15 protein-coding genes and 1 pseudogene are annotated in these 15,471 nt (G+C 64.3%); 10 read left to right on the forward strand and 6 right to left on the reverse strand.

Features of this window, described 5'->3' with window-relative positions; genetic code table 11:
• Window positions 1–7 precede the first annotated feature (7 nt).
• A complete protein-coding gene (locus SB751_RS12860; RefSeq protein WP_250025908.1) occupies window positions 8–1,093 on the reverse strand; it encodes a maleylacetate reductase in 1,086 nt (361 codons plus the stop codon).
• Window positions 1,094–1,104: 11 nt separating this feature from the next.
• A complete protein-coding gene (locus SB751_RS12865; protein WP_144197066.1) occupies window positions 1,105–2,103 on the reverse strand; it encodes a tripartite tricarboxylate transporter substrate binding protein in 999 nt (332 codons plus the stop codon).
• Between the two features lie 165 nt (window positions 2,104–2,268).
• Between SB751_RS12865 and SB751_RS12870 the strand changes: the two genes are divergently transcribed.
• The gene (locus tag SB751_RS12870) at window positions 2,269–3,210 is read left to right on the forward strand and encodes a LysR family transcriptional regulator (RefSeq protein WP_211942827.1); all 942 of its coding nucleotides are present in this window, start codon (window positions 2,269–2,271) and stop codon (window positions 3,208–3,210) included.
• A 32-nt stretch (window positions 3,211–3,242) separates the two neighbouring features.
• On the opposite strand, the gene SB751_RS12875 is transcribed toward SB751_RS12870, so the two are convergent.
• Window positions 3,243–3,671 (reverse strand): RidA family protein, encoded by a 429-nt coding sequence (locus tag SB751_RS12875; RefSeq protein WP_144197068.1) that lies wholly within the window; start codon window positions 3,669–3,671, stop codon window positions 3,243–3,245.
• A gap of 174 nt (window positions 3,672–3,845) precedes the next feature.
• On the opposite strand from SB751_RS12875, the gene soxR reads away from it, so the two are divergent.
• The 3 genes and pseudogenes from soxR to SB751_RS12890 all read left to right on the forward strand — a co-directional run bounded on the left by soxR (window position 3,846) and on the right by SB751_RS12890 (window position 4,908).
• A complete protein-coding gene (gene soxR, locus SB751_RS12880; RefSeq protein WP_144197170.1) occupies window positions 3,846–4,292 on the forward strand; it encodes a redox-sensitive transcriptional activator SoxR in 447 nt (148 codons plus the stop codon).
• An 86-nt stretch (window positions 4,293–4,378) separates the two neighbouring features.
• Window positions 4,379–4,582, forward strand: a pseudogene (locus SB751_RS12885) (HD domain-containing protein); the annotation flags it as partial.
• A gap of 140 nt (window positions 4,583–4,722) precedes the next feature.
• Window positions 4,723–4,908, forward strand: coding sequence for a hypothetical protein (locus tag SB751_RS12890; RefSeq protein WP_144197069.1), 186 nt, complete (start codon window positions 4,723–4,725; stop codon window positions 4,906–4,908).
• Window positions 4,909–5,025: 117 nt separating this feature from the next.
• On the opposite strand, the gene SB751_RS12895 is transcribed toward SB751_RS12890, so the two are convergent.
• The 3 genes from SB751_RS12895 to SB751_RS12905 form a co-directional block, all read right to left on the reverse strand.
• Window positions 5,026–5,415, reverse strand: coding sequence for a DUF427 domain-containing protein (locus SB751_RS12895; RefSeq protein WP_144197070.1), 390 nt, complete (start codon window positions 5,413–5,415; stop codon window positions 5,026–5,028).
• Between the two features lie 270 nt (window positions 5,416–5,685).
• Window positions 5,686–6,393, reverse strand: coding sequence for a GntR family transcriptional regulator (locus SB751_RS12900; RefSeq protein ID WP_144197071.1), 708 nt, complete (start codon window positions 6,391–6,393; stop codon window positions 5,686–5,688).
• A 90-nt stretch (window positions 6,394–6,483) separates the two neighbouring features.
• Complete coding sequence (locus SB751_RS12905; protein ID WP_144197072.1) at window positions 6,484–7,239, reverse strand: TerC family protein; 756 nt, start codon at window positions 7,237–7,239, stop codon at window positions 6,484–6,486.
• A gap of 192 nt (window positions 7,240–7,431) precedes the next feature.
• Here SB751_RS12905 and SB751_RS12910 point away from each other — a divergent pair, with 192 nt between their 5' ends.
• The 6 genes from SB751_RS12910 (at window position 7,432) to frc (SB751_RS12935) (ending at window position 15,265) form a co-directional block, all read left to right on the forward strand.
• A complete protein-coding gene (locus tag SB751_RS12910) occupies window positions 7,432–8,442 on the forward strand; it encodes a 2-dehydropantoate 2-reductase (RefSeq protein WP_211942828.1) in 1,011 nt (336 codons plus the stop codon).
• Between the two features lie 246 nt (window positions 8,443–8,688).
• Window positions 8,689–9,405 carry a GntR family transcriptional regulator gene (locus SB751_RS12915; protein WP_092299721.1) on the forward strand — a complete coding sequence of 239 codons (717 nt, stop codon included), beginning with the start codon at window positions 8,689–8,691 and terminating at the stop codon, window positions 9,403–9,405.
• 383 nt (window positions 9,406–9,788) lie between these two features.
• Entirely contained in the window at window positions 9,789–11,060 is a 1,272-nt protein-coding gene (gene frc, locus SB751_RS12920; protein WP_244844530.1) for a formyl-CoA transferase, read from the forward strand.
• Between the two features lie 116 nt (window positions 11,061–11,176).
• Window positions 11,177–11,959 (forward strand): fumarylacetoacetate hydrolase family protein, encoded by a 783-nt coding sequence (locus SB751_RS12925; protein WP_144197074.1) that lies wholly within the window; start codon window positions 11,177–11,179, stop codon window positions 11,957–11,959.
• A gap of 280 nt (window positions 11,960–12,239) precedes the next feature.
• On the forward strand, window positions 12,240–13,973 hold the full coding sequence (oxc, locus tag SB751_RS12930; RefSeq protein ID WP_144197075.1) for an oxalyl-CoA decarboxylase: 1,734 nt from the start codon (window positions 12,240–12,242) through the stop codon (window positions 13,971–13,973).
• Between the two features lie 41 nt (window positions 13,974–14,014).
• The gene (gene frc, locus SB751_RS12935; protein ID WP_144197076.1) at window positions 14,015–15,265 is read left to right on the forward strand and encodes a formyl-CoA transferase; all 1,251 of its coding nucleotides are present in this window, start codon (window positions 14,015–14,017) and stop codon (window positions 15,263–15,265) included.
• Window positions 15,266–15,471: the final 206 nt, after the last annotated feature.

Here is a 15,471-nt window from a genome sequence, read left to right on the forward strand (position 1 = left end):
TGCTTTCCTAGGAGAGCGCCGGACGATTGCCCAGGAACGCATCGCGCAGCAGGGTGCGGATGCCAGACGCTTCCAATGGACGCGGATTCGGGTACTGATCCTGTCGTGCCAGTTCGCATGCCCGCTCCAGATCCTCTTCTTTCAGGCCGATATCGCGCAACGCGGTAGGGGCGCCGAGCGAGGCGGCGAGGTCGAAGACCGCCGCCGGTGCATTGCCATCGGTGGCACCCAGCGCACGGGCGATGGCTTCCATGGCGGCCGGCGCGGCAGCGGCGTTGTAGGCAAGCGCGTGCGGCAGCACAATCGTATGGACCTCCGCGTGCGGCAGATTGAAGGTGCCACCCAGCGTATGACACAGCTTGTGGTGCAACCCTGCCGTGACGCTGCCGAGCACGGCGCCGCACAGCCACGCCCCGTAGAGCGCATCGCCGCGTGCGGCGAGCGTTTCGGCACCGTCCTCGCCACCTTCCCGGGCAATGACCGGCAACGCACGACCCAGCGCCGCGATGCCTTCGCGCGACATCCAGTCGCTGACCGGGTTGCGATCGCCCGCGTACAGGCCCTCGGCCGCATGGGCGATGGCATTGATGCCGCTGGTCACACTGACCATGCGCGGCAGACGCAGGGATAACTCCGGATCGTAGATGACAGTGCGTGGCAGGACACGGGCATCGCGTCCGGTGCGCTTGAGGCCGGCGTCGGTCAGGCCGTAGATCGGCGTCGCTTCCGAGCCGGCGTAAGTGGTGGGCACAGCGATGACGGGCAGCGCGGACTCCAGCGCAATCGCCTTGCCGAGACCGATCGTCGACCCCCCGCCGATGGCCAGCGCGCAGTCGGCGCCGCGCTCCGCCGCCACGGAGCGCGCCTTGCGGGCCTGTTCCACGGGCACGTGCATGACGGCGCCATCGAAGGTGCCCGCGCTGCGGTCGCCCAGCAACGCGCTGGCGCGCTCCGCGAGCGCACGTTGGCCGGGCGTGCAAAGCACGAGCACGCGCTTGACGCCGAGCGCATCGGCTTCATCGGCCAGTCGGGCCAGCGCGCCCGCGCCGAAGACCACGCGTTGGGGGCGGGACTGATAGACGAAAGGGTTCATGACGGCGGCATCTATTCGAGTGTGATGTTGCGGGCCTTGATCAGGCGGCCCCAGCGCGCGGACTCGTCCTGGATCAGCTTGTTGGTCTGGGTGGCGTTCCCTGCCACGATCTCGAAGCCGCCAGCGCTCAGCTGCTTCGCGATGGCAGGGTCGCGTAGGGTGGCGGTCACCGCCGCTGACAGTTTCTCCAGCACGGCCGGCGGGATCTTGGCCGGCGCGATCATGGCCACCCACGAGTATGCTTCGAAGCCCTTGTAGCGTTCCGCCACGGCGGGCACCTCGGGCAGACGGGCGTCGCGCTGCGGGGACGTCACCGCCAGCGCGCGCAGCTTGCCGGCCTGTACATAAGGCAGGATCAGCGGCAGGCTGGCGATCATCGAGTCCACGTGGGCGCCCAGTAGGTCGTTGATCGCGGGTCCGCCACCCTTGTAGGGGGTGTGGATACCGCTGGTGCCAGCGGCTTCGAAAAACGCTTCCGCCACAAGCTGGTTGGAACTCCCGGCGCCTACCGATGCGTACGAGACCTTCTTCGGCGTGCGCGTGGCACTGACGTAATCCTGGAGGGTCTGGTAAGGCGAACTGGCCGGCACCACGAGCACCATGGGCGAGCGGACCATGTACGACACACCCGTCAGGTCGCGCTTCCCGACATAGGGCAGTTTCGGATAAATGTGGGACTCGGTGGCGAAGGAATCGAACACCATGCCGAGCGTGTAGCCATCGGCGGGGCTCCGGGCAATCTGGCCGGTGCCTATGGTGCCGCCGGCGCCCGCGCGGTTATCTACCACCACGGTCTGCGCCAGGCGGGTGTGCAGGCCATCCTGCACCTGCCGTGCGACCTTGTCGACGGTGCCGCCTGCTGCATACGGTACGACGATCGTGACCGTCCTGGCGGGCCAGTCGTCGGCCATGACGTGGCCCGTTGCGCACATGAGGAGCGCGATGGCCAGCATGCGGCGGGGGCGCCCGCGCATCGAGCGCAGGGCGGCTGAGAGGTAGGTTGTCTCCATTGCGGTGCCTTCCAGTAGGGTTTCGACAATCCGGATGACGGAGGCTGCATGCTTTGCGATTTTCGCAAAGACTTGCCTCTCTGGGCTGAGGTGTTGATACTATTCCCGTCGGTTTGCCGTGGAAAGCCAATCCGGGCGCGTAATGCCTTTGCGGAGAGCGCACAAATGGAATTCATTCGCTTTGCTGAGAATCTGGCTGTCTTCGTCGATGTGGCACGTGAAGGGAGCTTCTCGGCCGTTGCGCGGCGGCGCGGGCAGGTCGCATCGTCAGTGTCGCGCCAGATCGACGTGCTGGAGCGGGAAATGGGCGTGGCGCTGTTCACCCGCTCCACGCGGGCGCTGGTCTGCACCGAGGCGGGCGATCTTCTCTACCAGCGGGCCGCGCGCATCCTCCAGGAACTCAATGAAACGCGCGACGCGGTGACGGCGCTGGAGCAGGGTGTCAGCGGCCGATTGCGCGTGGCGTGCCTGCCGGCGTTCGCGCGGCGGCACGTCGTACCCCACCTCGGTTCCCTCTACGCGCAGTATCCGGACCTGACCGTTGAGCTGGAGTTGACCGAGCGTGTGGTCGATCCGGTGCTCGAAAGGTTTGATGTCGTGGTGCGCGTCGGGCAACAGGCCGACAGCAGCCTGATCGCCCAGCGAGTGGCCAGCCAGCGATACGTGATCTGCGCCACGCCAGACTACCTGCGCGCTCACGGCAGACCCGTGCACGCGGATGAACTATCGCGCCACCGCCTTATCGACCGGGGCCACAGCACGAGCATGCGCGGCTGGCGCGAACTCCTGGAATCCACCCACGCCGCGCAGGCGCTGTTCGCGGTGGAGTGCGACGATTGCGATGCACGGCGGCTGTCGGTACTGCAAGGGCTGGGCATCGCCCTGATGCCGGACTGGTCGGTCGGCGAGGATATCGGGGCGGGGCGGCTGGAGGAATTGCTGCTGGATGGCCTCCGCCCGCAGGCACAAGGCGGCATCTATTTGCTGCGCGCCCAGCCGCGCGCATCGGCAAAGCTCCGGGCCTTCACATCGCACCTGAACCAATGCATTGGCGCCCCACCTTCATGGCAGCTGGCGATGACGCGCACCGAGACCTGCCCCCGGTGATTCTGACGCCTCTCTCATCGTGAAGGGGATGGCTATTCCGGCAACACGGCTACGGCCTCTATCTCGAACAGCATGCCGTCGATCGCCAGCCTTGGCACGGGAATCAGCGTGCAGGCGGGTGCCGGCCAGTCGCCCAGCAAGGCCTGCCAGGCGCGGCTGAAGATGGCCAGCCGTTCCATTGAATGATCGACGACCAGCACCGTGATCTTGGCTATGTCGGGGATGTCTGCGCCGCCGGCCTGCAGCGCCACGCGCAGGTTGGACAGTGCGCGGTTGACCTGCGCCGTGAAGTCGGCCCGCAGGCCGCCGCACATGTCCTCGCCACCCTGGCCCGCCGCGAAGATGAGCTTCGCAGGGCGGATCGCTACCGCGACATGTGAATAGCCGTTCAGGCGCGGATCGTAGAGATCGGGCGGGTTCATGAACTGGAGGTACGGGGCGCGCGGCGATTCGAGCTGCATGGCAGGGTCCTGGGTGGAAAGGGATGCCAGTGTCAAACCTCAAGTGCGATTGAGGTCAAGCTCGAGTGCGATACCATGCGCGCTGCAAGGGCTTTCCTTGTCCGCTATGGTCTTGTCATGAGCCGCCCCCCGAAAATCGACAAAATCGACCCGTTGGAACCACCCGTGCGCCCGATGCGCGCCCGCGACCCGCTGACCATTGGGCAGGTGGTCGAACGCAGCGGCGTGGCCGCTTCCGCGCTCCATTTCTATGAATCGAAGGGCTTGATTTCGAGCACGCGCAGCGCTGGCAACCAGCGCCGCTATCCACGCGGCATCCTGCGTCGGCTGGCTGTGTTACGCATTGCCCAGCGCATGGGCGTGCCGCTTGCGGTCATCGCCGAGGCGTTCGCGCGTTTGCCGGCGGGCAAGGCACCGACCGTGGCCGACTGGCGCCGGCTGTCTGCTTCCTGGCGGGAGGATCTCGACGCCCGCATCCGCGCGCTGACGATGCTCCGCGATCAACTCGACGGCTGCATTGGCTGCGGCTGCCTGTCGCTGAAGGCGTGTCCGTTGCGCAATCCACAGGACGTGATGGCGGGGCGGGGGCCAGGTGCCCATGTGGGCGAGGGGACGCCTTGACCCGCATATCCATGCGTTTGCCAGCCATGTCCGGCATAGTTGTCTGCCAGACATCTCCCTGTGATGCTCATCGCCTGGTGTTCACCATGAATCTTCCCCACCTGGAGCGGCAGCTCGCTTTCCTTAGAGAAATTGACCGACTGAAGAGCGTCGTGCGGATGTCGCCGCCTATCGATCGATCGCGTCGAGAAAATAGTGCCGAGCATTCCTGGCATCTCGCCATGTATGCGCTCGTGCTGTCGGAGCATGCGGCAGCGCCGGTCGATGTGGTCCGCGTTGTGAAGATGCTGCCGGGATCAGCGTAGAGTGACTCATAAGGCCGTCCCGTTGCTTCCGCGCATACGTACTATCACCTAATGCTGCATTGCGACAATCCTTCTGCTACAATTAGTGAAAACCCCATAAGGGTAATCCCTCAAGGAAGGACGCCATGAACACCCAATCCGACATCAAGATGACCGATCAACTCGAACGCGACCTGATCGAGCGCGAACTGGGCACGCAAAGCCTGGGTTTTGCCAACGACGTGAAGCGCGTCGTGGCTGCCGTGCAGAACGTTTTCTCCCGTCTGCAATCGGAAGCGCGCAAGGCCAAGGTCGTCTACGCGAACGGTTAATCCGGTCGGAACACCCGTAGTGCCTGCGGCGCCTTCCCGGCGCCGCCATTGAAAAACCGACCCGCCGCACACCCCTTCGAGGTGTGCGGCGGGTCGGTTTTTGGCTTATATGGGTGCTTAACGAGTCACTTCGATGCGATCGACGCGATCCGGGTAGAAGGCCAGATGGCCGGCGATCTGGGCGACCGCCTGATGGGGCGATTCATAGGTCCACCCCGCGTTGCCTGAGCGGGTGCCGCCGGCGGGAATACTGTAGTACGCCGCATTGCCCTTATACGGGCAGTGGCTGGTGTGCTGGGTGCGCGTCAGTTGCGACATGTCCACGTCTTCGCGCGGAATGTACTGGACCGGCGGGTACGAGGCCTCGGCGAGTGTCAGGGCCCGGCGGGTGTCGGCAATCACGCGGCCCGCTACGCTCACCACCACGCGGCCGGCCTGGGGCGTGATCGTGATCGGATGATCCGGGCCGGGAATCCGGACTAACTTGTCAGCGGATTTGTCGGTCATGGCAGACCTCCCTAAGAAAGGAGGCGCGGCGATCAGGCCGCGCCTCAAAGAAAAAGCCGCCACGGAGGTGACGTGAGGCCGAAAGGGAGAGAAGAGCCTCGGCCTCGGTATGGACGATAGCAAGCGCGATCGGCGCGGCATAGCGCGCGCAGGGGAACACACTCTTGTAGTCCCTAGAACAATCCAGGCCAACATTCCAAAACAAAGCCCCGCACGGGGCGGGGCTGCTGGGGCTGCTGGGGTTTGGGAGGCTCAAAAACTATCGGCAAATCAAAGCGATAGTGACTGGCCGCCAGCCGATTGTTCCTCGATCCACAGCGACAGCCGCACTTTGTACGCCTGCTGGATATGCCGCCGGGCAATCTGCTCGGCCTGCGCCGGGTTACGGGCCTCGAGTGCCTCCACCAGCGCCAGATGTTCCTCGTACGACCCCCGGGCGCGGCCCGGCACGGCCAGTGTGGAGCGGCCAAGCAGCGCCATCGACTCATGCAGCGAGCGCAAGGTTTTCAGAAGATATCGATTGTGCGCGCAGCGGTGCAGCGTCTCGTGGAACAGGCGATTGTTGACGGCCAGCTTGTCGGGGTCTTCAGCGAAGGCCAGATCGCGCTCGACAATATCGCGCAACAACGAGATTTCCACGTCGGTGGCATGGCGGGCGGCCAGGGCGGCCGCGGTGGATTCAAGCACCTCGCGCATGACATACAGCTCGCTCACCATGCTGGCGTCGAGCCGCGTGACCATCATGCCGCGATTGGGCTCGTTGACGACGAGCCCTTCGGACTCGAGCCGCGAGAGCGCCTCGCGCACCGGCGTGCGCGACAGCCCTAGCGATTCGGCGAGTTCCACCTCGCGCAGGCGCGTGCCGGGTGGCAGGTGGCCGGCCTGGATCGCGCCCCGGAGTTGTTGGTAGGCCCGTTCGGAACGCGGCAGCGACGCGCTCTGGTCGCCATCGGCGCCGGCAAGATCCGCAGGAAGCATGGATGCGTGTGAGTGGGGATGACAGCAAAGACAGCCATCATACCCGCTCGGGCAGGCCACTCGCCAGCCACCAGGCCCGAATACCCGATATCAGGCCGGCGGCGGCTCCGTGCGCCGGCTGCGCCGCCGCCGCGCCAGCATGTTCAATCCCTCCACGCCGGTCGAGAAGGCCATCGCCGCATAGATATAGCCCTTCGGCACGTGGTGGCCCAGCCCGTCGGCAATCAGTGTCATGCCGATCATGATCAGGAAGGCCAGCGCCAACATGATGATGGTGGGATTCGCGTTGATGAAGTTGGCCAGCGGCGCGGCTGCGAACAGCATCACGGTCACGGCGGCGATCACGGCAACGAACATGATCGGGACGTGGTCGGTCATGCCCACGGCGGTGATGATGCTATCGATCGAGAACACGAGGTCGAGCACGAGGATCTGGCCGATGGCCACCGCGAAACTTGGCGCGGCGCGGGCGACGATGCCTTCCTCGCCATGCCCGGGTTCGGGCGAGACGTGCTGATGGATCTCGCGCGTGGCCTTCCAGACCAGGAACGCGCCCCCGGCAATCAGGATGATGTCGCGCCAGGAAATGCCTTTGCCAAGGATCGTGAAGACCGGCTCGGTCAGCGCCACGATCCAGGCAATCGTCGCCAGCAAGCCCAGGCGCATCACCAGCGCAAGAGTGATCCCCAGCCGCCGCGCCTTCTCGCGCATGGCTTCGGGCAGCTTGTTGGTCAGGATGGAGATGAAAATCAGGTTGTCGATGCCGAGCACGACCTCCATGGCCACCAGTGTGGCCAGGGCGGCCCAGGCGGCCGGATCGCGCGCCAGCGCGAGTAGCGATTCCATGCGAACTCCTTGGTTGGGGTGGGCTGGGGCAGGGCTACCCGAAAGCGGACTACCAGGATCATGGTAGCGCACGCCGGCGGCGCAGGGGAGAGCAGTTAGGGTGAGATTGAGGTTGTGAAACGCCAAGACTGGAATATAGTATGTGATATATCAAAACAATACCGGTCATCACAACCATCGAGGAGACAACCCATGAAGATCTGTATCTATGGGGCAGGGGCGATTGGCGGCTACATGGGCGCGCAGTTGGCGCTCGCGGGCGCCGACGTGAGTTTCATCGCACGCGGGCCGCACCTGGCGGCCATGCAGGCCAACGGCGTGCGCCTTCATATCGAGGGCGAGGAGCGCGTGGCGCGCGTGCGCTGCACCAGCGATCCGCGTGAGCTGGGGCCGCAGGACTACGTGTTCATCACGCTCAAGGCGCACCAGGTGCCCGGCGTGGTGGACTTGATGCAACCGCTGCTCGGGCCGGAAACGGCCGTGGTGACCGGTGTCAACGGCATTCCCTACTGGTACTTCCACAAGCACGGTGGCGAGTTTGCCGGGCGCACGCTGGAGAGCGTGGACCCGGGCGGCAAGCAGTGGCGCGGCCTCGGGCCGGAGCGGGCCATCGGCTGCGTGCTGTATCCGGCGGCGGAGATCGAGTCGCCGGGCGTGATCCGCCATGTCTACGGTAAGAAGTTTCCTATCGGCGAGCCGGACGGCAGCCGTTCCTCGCGCGTGACGCAACTGGCCGAGCTGATGGTCAAGGCGGATCTCGACGCGCCCGTGCGCGACAACATCCGCGATGAGATCTGGCTCAAGCTGTGGGGCAACCTCTGCTTCAACCCGATCAGCGCGCTGACGCATGCCACGCTGGACATCATCACCGCCGACCCCGCCACGCGCGCGCTGTCCCGCCAGATGATGCTGGAGGCCAAGGCGATTGCCGAGCGCTTTGGCGTGCACTTCCGCGTGGATGTGGAGCGCCGCATCGACGGCGCCGGCGCGGTGGGGGCGCACAAGACCTCGATGCTGCAGGACCTGGAGGCCGGCCGGGCGATGGAAATCGACCCCTTGCTGACCGTGGTGCAGGAGATGGGGCGGATGATCGGCCAGCCCACACCGATGGTCGATGCCGTGCTTGGCCTGATCAAGCAGCGCGACAGGATGGCGCAGGGCGGCCAGACTGCGCCGCCCGGGCCGGTAGCGCGCGCGGCATGACGCGGGAGAAATCCCCGGCGATGTGGTGATCTTGATATACCATATACGAAAGGCCGGACCCGCCCTTTTCTCACCCGTTCGGGTTCTTGACGCGCGATCATCGACGAAATTGATGAGCAAACCGCATGGCGCCATGCCAAACTGGTCACCATGCGTCCGCGCGTCAGGCCCCGGCAGAGAAGCAGGGCGGGACGCCGCCGGAGGCCGCCTCGGCCCCCGGGGCGCCGGTCATAGACGAGTGCATTCATGTCCGCCCAAACACCCGAAGTCCAGCCCGCCGGCCTGACCCTGTCGCTGCAGCCGATCAACGCGGGCGCCAGCCTGCGCGACCAGGCCTATGCGATGCTGCGCCAGGCCATTGCCGATGCCGATATCTATCAGTCGCGGGAGGAAGTGCGACTGGACGAGCGCGTGCTGTCCGAGGCGCTGGGCGTGAGCCGCACGCCGATCCGCGAGGCGATGACGCTGCTCGAGCAGGAAGGCTTCCTGCGCACGGTGCCGCGCCGCGGCATCTACATCATGCGCAAGACCAAGCGCGAGATCGTGGAGATGATCCAGGTCTGGGCCGCGCTGGAAAGCATGGCGGCCCGCCTGGCCACGCTCCATGCCACTGACGAGGAAATCGGCAAACTGCGACACATGTTCGACAGCTTCCGAGACTCCACGCCGGCCGAGCACATCGAAGAGTATTCCGACGCCAACATCGTCTTTCATCAGGCGATCGTGCAGCTATCGAAGTCGCAGATCATCATGGACGCGATCAAGAACATCTTCGTCCATGTGCGTGCAATTCGGAAAATGACGATCTCGCAGAGCGACCGGGCCGCGCGGTCGATCGTCGATCATCTGCGGATTATCGAGGCGCTGGAGAAGCGCGATACGGAGCTGGCCGAGAAGCTGGTGCGCCAGCATTCGCTCGATCTGGCCGACTACGTGGAAAAGAACTGCGACTTCCTGGACTGACTGCCGGCCACGTCATGCACGCCCCGTCGCCCGGCCCATGACGGGGCGCGGGCATTGTTCCGCGATGTGGCCGAATCTTCTAGCGCCCCAACAGCTTTACGGCACGTTGGGGCTTTTTCTTTGGCACGTTTCTTTGGCACTTTTCCTTGGTTATTTGCCGATCTCGCAGGGGCGAGGGGCTGTCCTTGGAACGGCCTCTGCGTCATCCGCAACACCTCCCCGGTTCACACAGCCTCTGCCAGCGTAGGCACCGCAAGGCTTTATGCGCATTTGCTGCGATGCAGCGTCGAAACTTCCATGATTCGGGTTTAAACCCTCTTGCATCTTGCTGATATACCACATACTGTATGTCAAAAGAGCGAGACACATATCAGGAGACGAGCATGGCCGAGGCTACCAACCAAAGTCAGACCAGCACCATGGCGCAACGCAAAGCCCTGGACGGCATTCGCGTCCTGGACCTGACGCACGTTCAGGCCGGCCCCTCGGCTACGCAGTTGATGGCCTGGATGGGCGCCGACGTGATCAAGGTCGAATTGCCCGGACGCGGTGACATCACGCGCAGCCAGCTGCGTGACGTGCCCAACGCTGACAGCCTGTACTTCACCATGCTGAACAGCAACAAGCGTAGCCTGACGCTCAATATGAAAACGCCGGAAGGCAAGGCACTGCTGGAAGACCTGATTCAGCAGAGCGATGTGCTGATCGAGAACTTCGGTCCGGGCGTGCTGGCCCGCGCCGGATTCGACTGGGAACATATCCAGGACCTGAATCCGCGCATGGTCTATGCGTCGATCAAGGGCTTCGGTCCCGGCCCCTACCAGGACTGCAAGGCGTATGAAAACGTGGCTCAGTGCATGGGCGGTGCCGCATCGACGACAGGCGAAGCCAGCGGCATGCCATTGGTGACGGGCGCGCAGATCGGCGATTCGGGTACGGGCGTGCACTGCGTGGTCGGGATCCTGGGCGCACTGCTGCAGCGCGAGCATTCGGGGCGCGGCCAGCGCGTGGAAGTCGCCATGCAGGACGCCGTACTGAACCTGTGCCGCGTGAAACTGCGCGACCAACAGCGCCTGGATGCCGGCCCGCTGCGCGAGTACCCCAACGATCAGTTCGACGACCACGTGCCGCGCGCGGGCAATGCGTCGGGCGGCGGCCAGCCGGGCGCTGCGCTGCGCTGCGCGCCGGGCGGTGCCAACGACTATGTCTACGTCATCATCCAGCCGCAGGGCTGGGAGCCGCTGATGCGCCTGTGCGGCCGCGAAGATCTGATCACCGATCCGGAATTCGCCACGCCTGAAGTGCGTCTGAAAAAGCTCGCCGCGTGCTTCGGCATCATCGAGCAATGGACCCTGGGCCACACCAAGTTCGAGGTGATGAACGCGCTCAACAAGGTGGATGTGCCGTGTGGCCCGATATTGTCGATGAAGGACCTGATCGGGGACCAGTCGATGTACGAGCGCGGCTTCCTGATCGAGCTGGAGCACCCGGTGCGCGGCAAATACGTGCAGCTCGGCTCGCCGATCACACTGTCCGACTCGCCGGTGAACGTCGAGCGCTCGCCGCTGCTGGGGGAGCACACCAACGAGATCCTCGAATCGCTGGGGCGGTCGCCGGCCCAGATTGCTGCGCTGCGCCTGGCGGGAGCGATCTGACCCGAGGCGTCCGGCCCCGGCCGGTGCCTCGTCTCCACAGCCCCTGACGGGGGTCTCTCCATTCTCTGCTGAAAGAGCAGGCGCGGCACGCTCGCGCCTGTCAGAGGAGTTCTGCCGTGCAAACCTGGATTCGCTTCCGCCGTCCTGATGGCGACGCCGCTTATGGCCGGCTTGACGAGGGTGATGCCGACCGCGTCATCGAATGCGATGGCCCTGGCTATACCGATCCTCGCCCCACGGGCAATAGCTACAGCTACGCCTCGCTGGACCTGCTGGCCCCGTGCCAGCCGGGCAAGATCGTGGCGCTGTGGAACAACTTTCACGCCCTCGCGGCCCGGCTGGAGAAAGCGGTGCCCGTGCATCCGCTGTTCCTGCTGAAGCCGGCAAGTTCGCTGGCCGGCCCCGGCGACGGCATCCTGCGTCCGAGCGGGTATACCGGCAAGATCGCCTACGAAGGCGAACTCGGCATCGTCATTGGCCGCGAATGCCGGAATGTGCCGCTCGCCGAGGCTGCCTCGCACATCTTCGGGTACACCATCGTCAATGACGTCACGGCGAGCGAGCTGCTCAATGCCGATCCCAACTTCCCGCAGTGGACGCGCGCCAAGGGTTCCGACACCTTCGGTTGCGTCGGTCCGGCCATTGTCTCCGGCTTTGACTGGCGAAGCGCCAGCGTGGTAACGCGTCTGGACGGCGTCGAGCGCCAGAACTACCCGTTGTCCGACATTGTTTTTTCGCCCGAGGAGCAGGTCAGCCTGCTGTCGCGGGACATGACGTTGATGCCGGGCGACGTGATCGCCGTCGGCACCTCGATCGGGGTCGGGTCGATGAAGGAGGGTTCTGTGGTGGAGGTGTCGATCCGCGGGATCGGCTCGCTGGTCAACCATGTGCGCGGCTGAACGAGCCAGTTTGCGAAGGCGGGAAGCTCGGTAGTTTCCCTTATCTGGTTGCGTAATTTCGGGGAAATGCTGCGGCGCATCGACGAAAGTTCGCATCAGTGCTTGCTGAATGCTGATATATCACATACCGTATTTGCCAAAGGTCGCTGCCTGTAGCGAATCGTCAAGGAGGAGACATCGTGAAGTCCGAAGTAGCCAGGCGGGCGCGAGAACGACCGCTGAGGACACCTTGAAGCAGAAGTTTTCCAATCCCCGTCAATTTGTATAGAAGGATGCAACCATGGCAGAAGTCGGAAACGAGCTGCAGCGTCAGGCTGGCGAAGAACATCAGGCACAAACCGATGGTTTTCATCTGGTCATCGAAGCGCTGAAGCTGAACGGCATCGAGAACATCTACGGCCTGCCCGGTATTCCGGTCACGGATCTGGCCCGTCTGGCGCAGGCCAACGGCATGCGCGTTATCAGCTTTCGTCATGAGCAGAATGCCGGCAACGCCGCAGCGATTGCCGGCTTTCTCACGCAGAAGCCGGGCGTTTGCCTGACCGTGTCTGCGCCCGGCTTCCTGAACGGGCTGACGGCGCTGGCGAATGCGACCACCAACTGCTTCCCGATGATTCTGATCAGCGGCTCGAGCGAGCGCGAGATCGTCGATCTGCAGCAGGGTGACTACGAAGAGATGGACCAGCTGGCTATAGCCCGTCCGCACGCCAAGGCTGCCTTCCGCGTGCTGCACGCTGAAGACATTGGTGTCGGTATCGCGCGTGCCATCCGCGCCGCCGTGTCGGGCCGTCCCGGCGGTGTGTACCTGGACCTGCCGGCCAATCTGCTGGGCCAGTCGATGGAAGCCGAGCGTGGCCGCAAGTCGTTGATCAAGGTGGTGGACCCGGCCCCGCGCCAACTCCCTGCACCGGACTCGATCGACCGTGCCGTCGCGCTGCTGAAGAGCGCCAAGCGCCCGCTGATCCTGTTGGGCAAGGGTGCCGCGTACGCTCGCGCCGATGCGGATATCCGCGCGCTGGTCGAGAAGACTGGCATTCCGTACCTGCCGATGTCGATGGCCAAGGGCCTGCTGCCCGATACACACCCGCAATCGGCCTCGGCCGCACGTTCGTACGTGCTGGCGGAAGCTGACGTGGTGATGCTGGTCGGCGCCCGCCTGAACTGGCTGCTGTCGCACGGCAAAGGCAAGACCTGGGGCAAGCCGAAGCAGTTCATCCAGATCGACATCTCGCCGACCGAGATGGACAGTAACGTGGCCATCGCCGCGCCCGTAGTGGGTGACATTGGTTCGTGCGTATCGGCAATGCTCGACAAGATCGGCAACGGCTTTGCCAAGCCGGACGCCGATTGGCTGAACGCGGTGGACGAACGCAAGGACAAGAACCTGGCGAAGATGGCCGAGACCTTGTCCAAGGATGTGTCGCCGATGAACTTCCATAGCGCGCTGCGCGCGCTGAAGGACGTCGTCAAAGCCAATCCGGGCATCTCGTTTGTCAACGAAGGCGCCAACACGCTGGACTACGCCCGTGCCGTGATCGACATGTACGAGCCGCGCAAGCGCCTGGACGTGGGCACCTGGGGCGTGATGGGTGTGGGTATGGGCTACGCGGTCGCTGCGGCGGTCGAAACCAGCAAGCCGGTCCTCGCGCTGTGCGGTGACAGTGCGTTCGGCTTCTCGGGCATGGAGGTGGAAACTATCTGCCGCTACAACCTGCCGATCTGCATCGTCATTTTCAACAATAACGGCGTCTACAAGGGTATCGACGTGAATCCGACCGGCGGCAACGATCCGGCGGTCACGATGTTCGTCAAGGGGGCGCGCTACGACAAGATGATGGAAGCGTTCGGTGGGGTTGGTCACAACGTCACCACACCGGCGGAACTCGAAGCCGCGGTGAACGAAGCCTTGCGGTCGGGCAAGCCCACGCTGGTCAACGCCGTCATCGATCCGGCTGCCGGCACCGAAAGCGGTCGTCTGACCAATCTGAATCCGCAGAGCGCGGCCAAGAAGTAATCCACCCCAGTTTCACCCTCTATTCCATCAGGAGAGCGATTGTGAACCTCCCACTCAACGGCATCAAGATCATCGACTTTACGCACGTGCAAGCCGGCCCCGCCTGCACGCAGCTTCTCGCATGGTTCGGCGCAGACGTCATCAAGGTGGAACGCCCCGGCTCCGGCGACGTCACCCGCACGCAATTGCGCGACATTCCCGACGCGGACGCGCTGTACTTCACCATGCTGAACAGCAACAAGCGCTCGCTGACGCTGGACACCAAAAAGCCGGAAGGCAAGAAGATCCTGGAGCAGTTGATCCGCGAATCGGATGTGCTGGTCGAGAACTTCGGCCCCGGTGCGCTTGACCGCATGGGGTTCTCCTGGGAGCGCATCAAGGAACTGAACCCGAAGATGATCGTGGCATCGGTCAAGGGCTTCAGCGACGGCCACCACTATGAAGACCTGAAGGTCTACGAGAACGTGGCACAGTGCGCTGGCGGTGCCGCGTCGACCACCGGTTTCTGGGACGGCCCGCCGACCGTGTCGGCCGCCGCCCTGGGTGACTCGAACACCGGCATGCACCTGGCCATCGGCATCCTGACCGCGATCATCGGCCGCCAGCAGACCGGCCAGGGTCAGAAGGTTGCCGTATCGATGCAGGACGCCGTGCTGAATCTGTGCCGCGTGAAGCTGCGCGACCAGCAGCGACTGGACCGCCAGGGCTATCTGGAAGAGTATCCCCAGTATCCGCACGGCACGTTCAGCGACGTGGTGCCCCGTGGTGGCAACGCCGGCGGTGGCGGCCAGCCGGGCTGGGTGCTGAAGTGCAAGGGTTGGGAGACCGATCCCAACGCCTATATCTACTTCACCATCCAGGGCCACGCCTGGGAGCCGATCTGCAAGGCACTGGGCAAGGAAGAGTGGATCAGCGATCCGAACTACAACACGCCCAAGGGCCGTCAGCCGCATATCTTCGAAATCTTCAAGACCATCGAAGAATGGCTTGCCGACAAGACCAAGTACGAGGCGGTGGACATCCTGCGCAAGTTCGATATTCCCTGCTCGCCGGTGCTGTCAATGAAGGAAATCGCGGCGGATGAATCGCTGCGCAAGAGCGGTTCGATCGTGGAAGTCCCGCACAAGGAACGTGGCACCTACCTGACCGTGGGCAGCCCGATCAAGTTCTCGGCCATGAAGCCGGAAATCACCGGTTCGCCGCTGCTGGGCGAGCACAGCGAGGAAGTGCTGGCCAGCCTGGGCTATGCCGCCGAGGAGATCTCCCGTCTGCGTGAGTCGCAGGTGATCTGAGCCAGGCGCCAGCACTGCCAGCGCCCAATGTGACAGCGGGTCACACCTGGAGCGCCGGGGAATGCGTAGACGGGACGTAACGCACCCTGGCGCTTCATGGTTTGGACGCCAAGCTGAGGGACCGGCATGGCCGACGGTGCCACAATGACAGCCCGGACCCCTGGTGGCGAACCTCGCCACCCTCCCATTCGCCTGGAAAGCTCAGG

This window comes from Cupriavidus sp. SIMBA_020, from assembly GCF_046535395.1.
Taxonomy (GTDB): Bacteria; Pseudomonadota; Gammaproteobacteria; order Burkholderiales; family Burkholderiaceae; genus Cupriavidus; species Cupriavidus campinensis.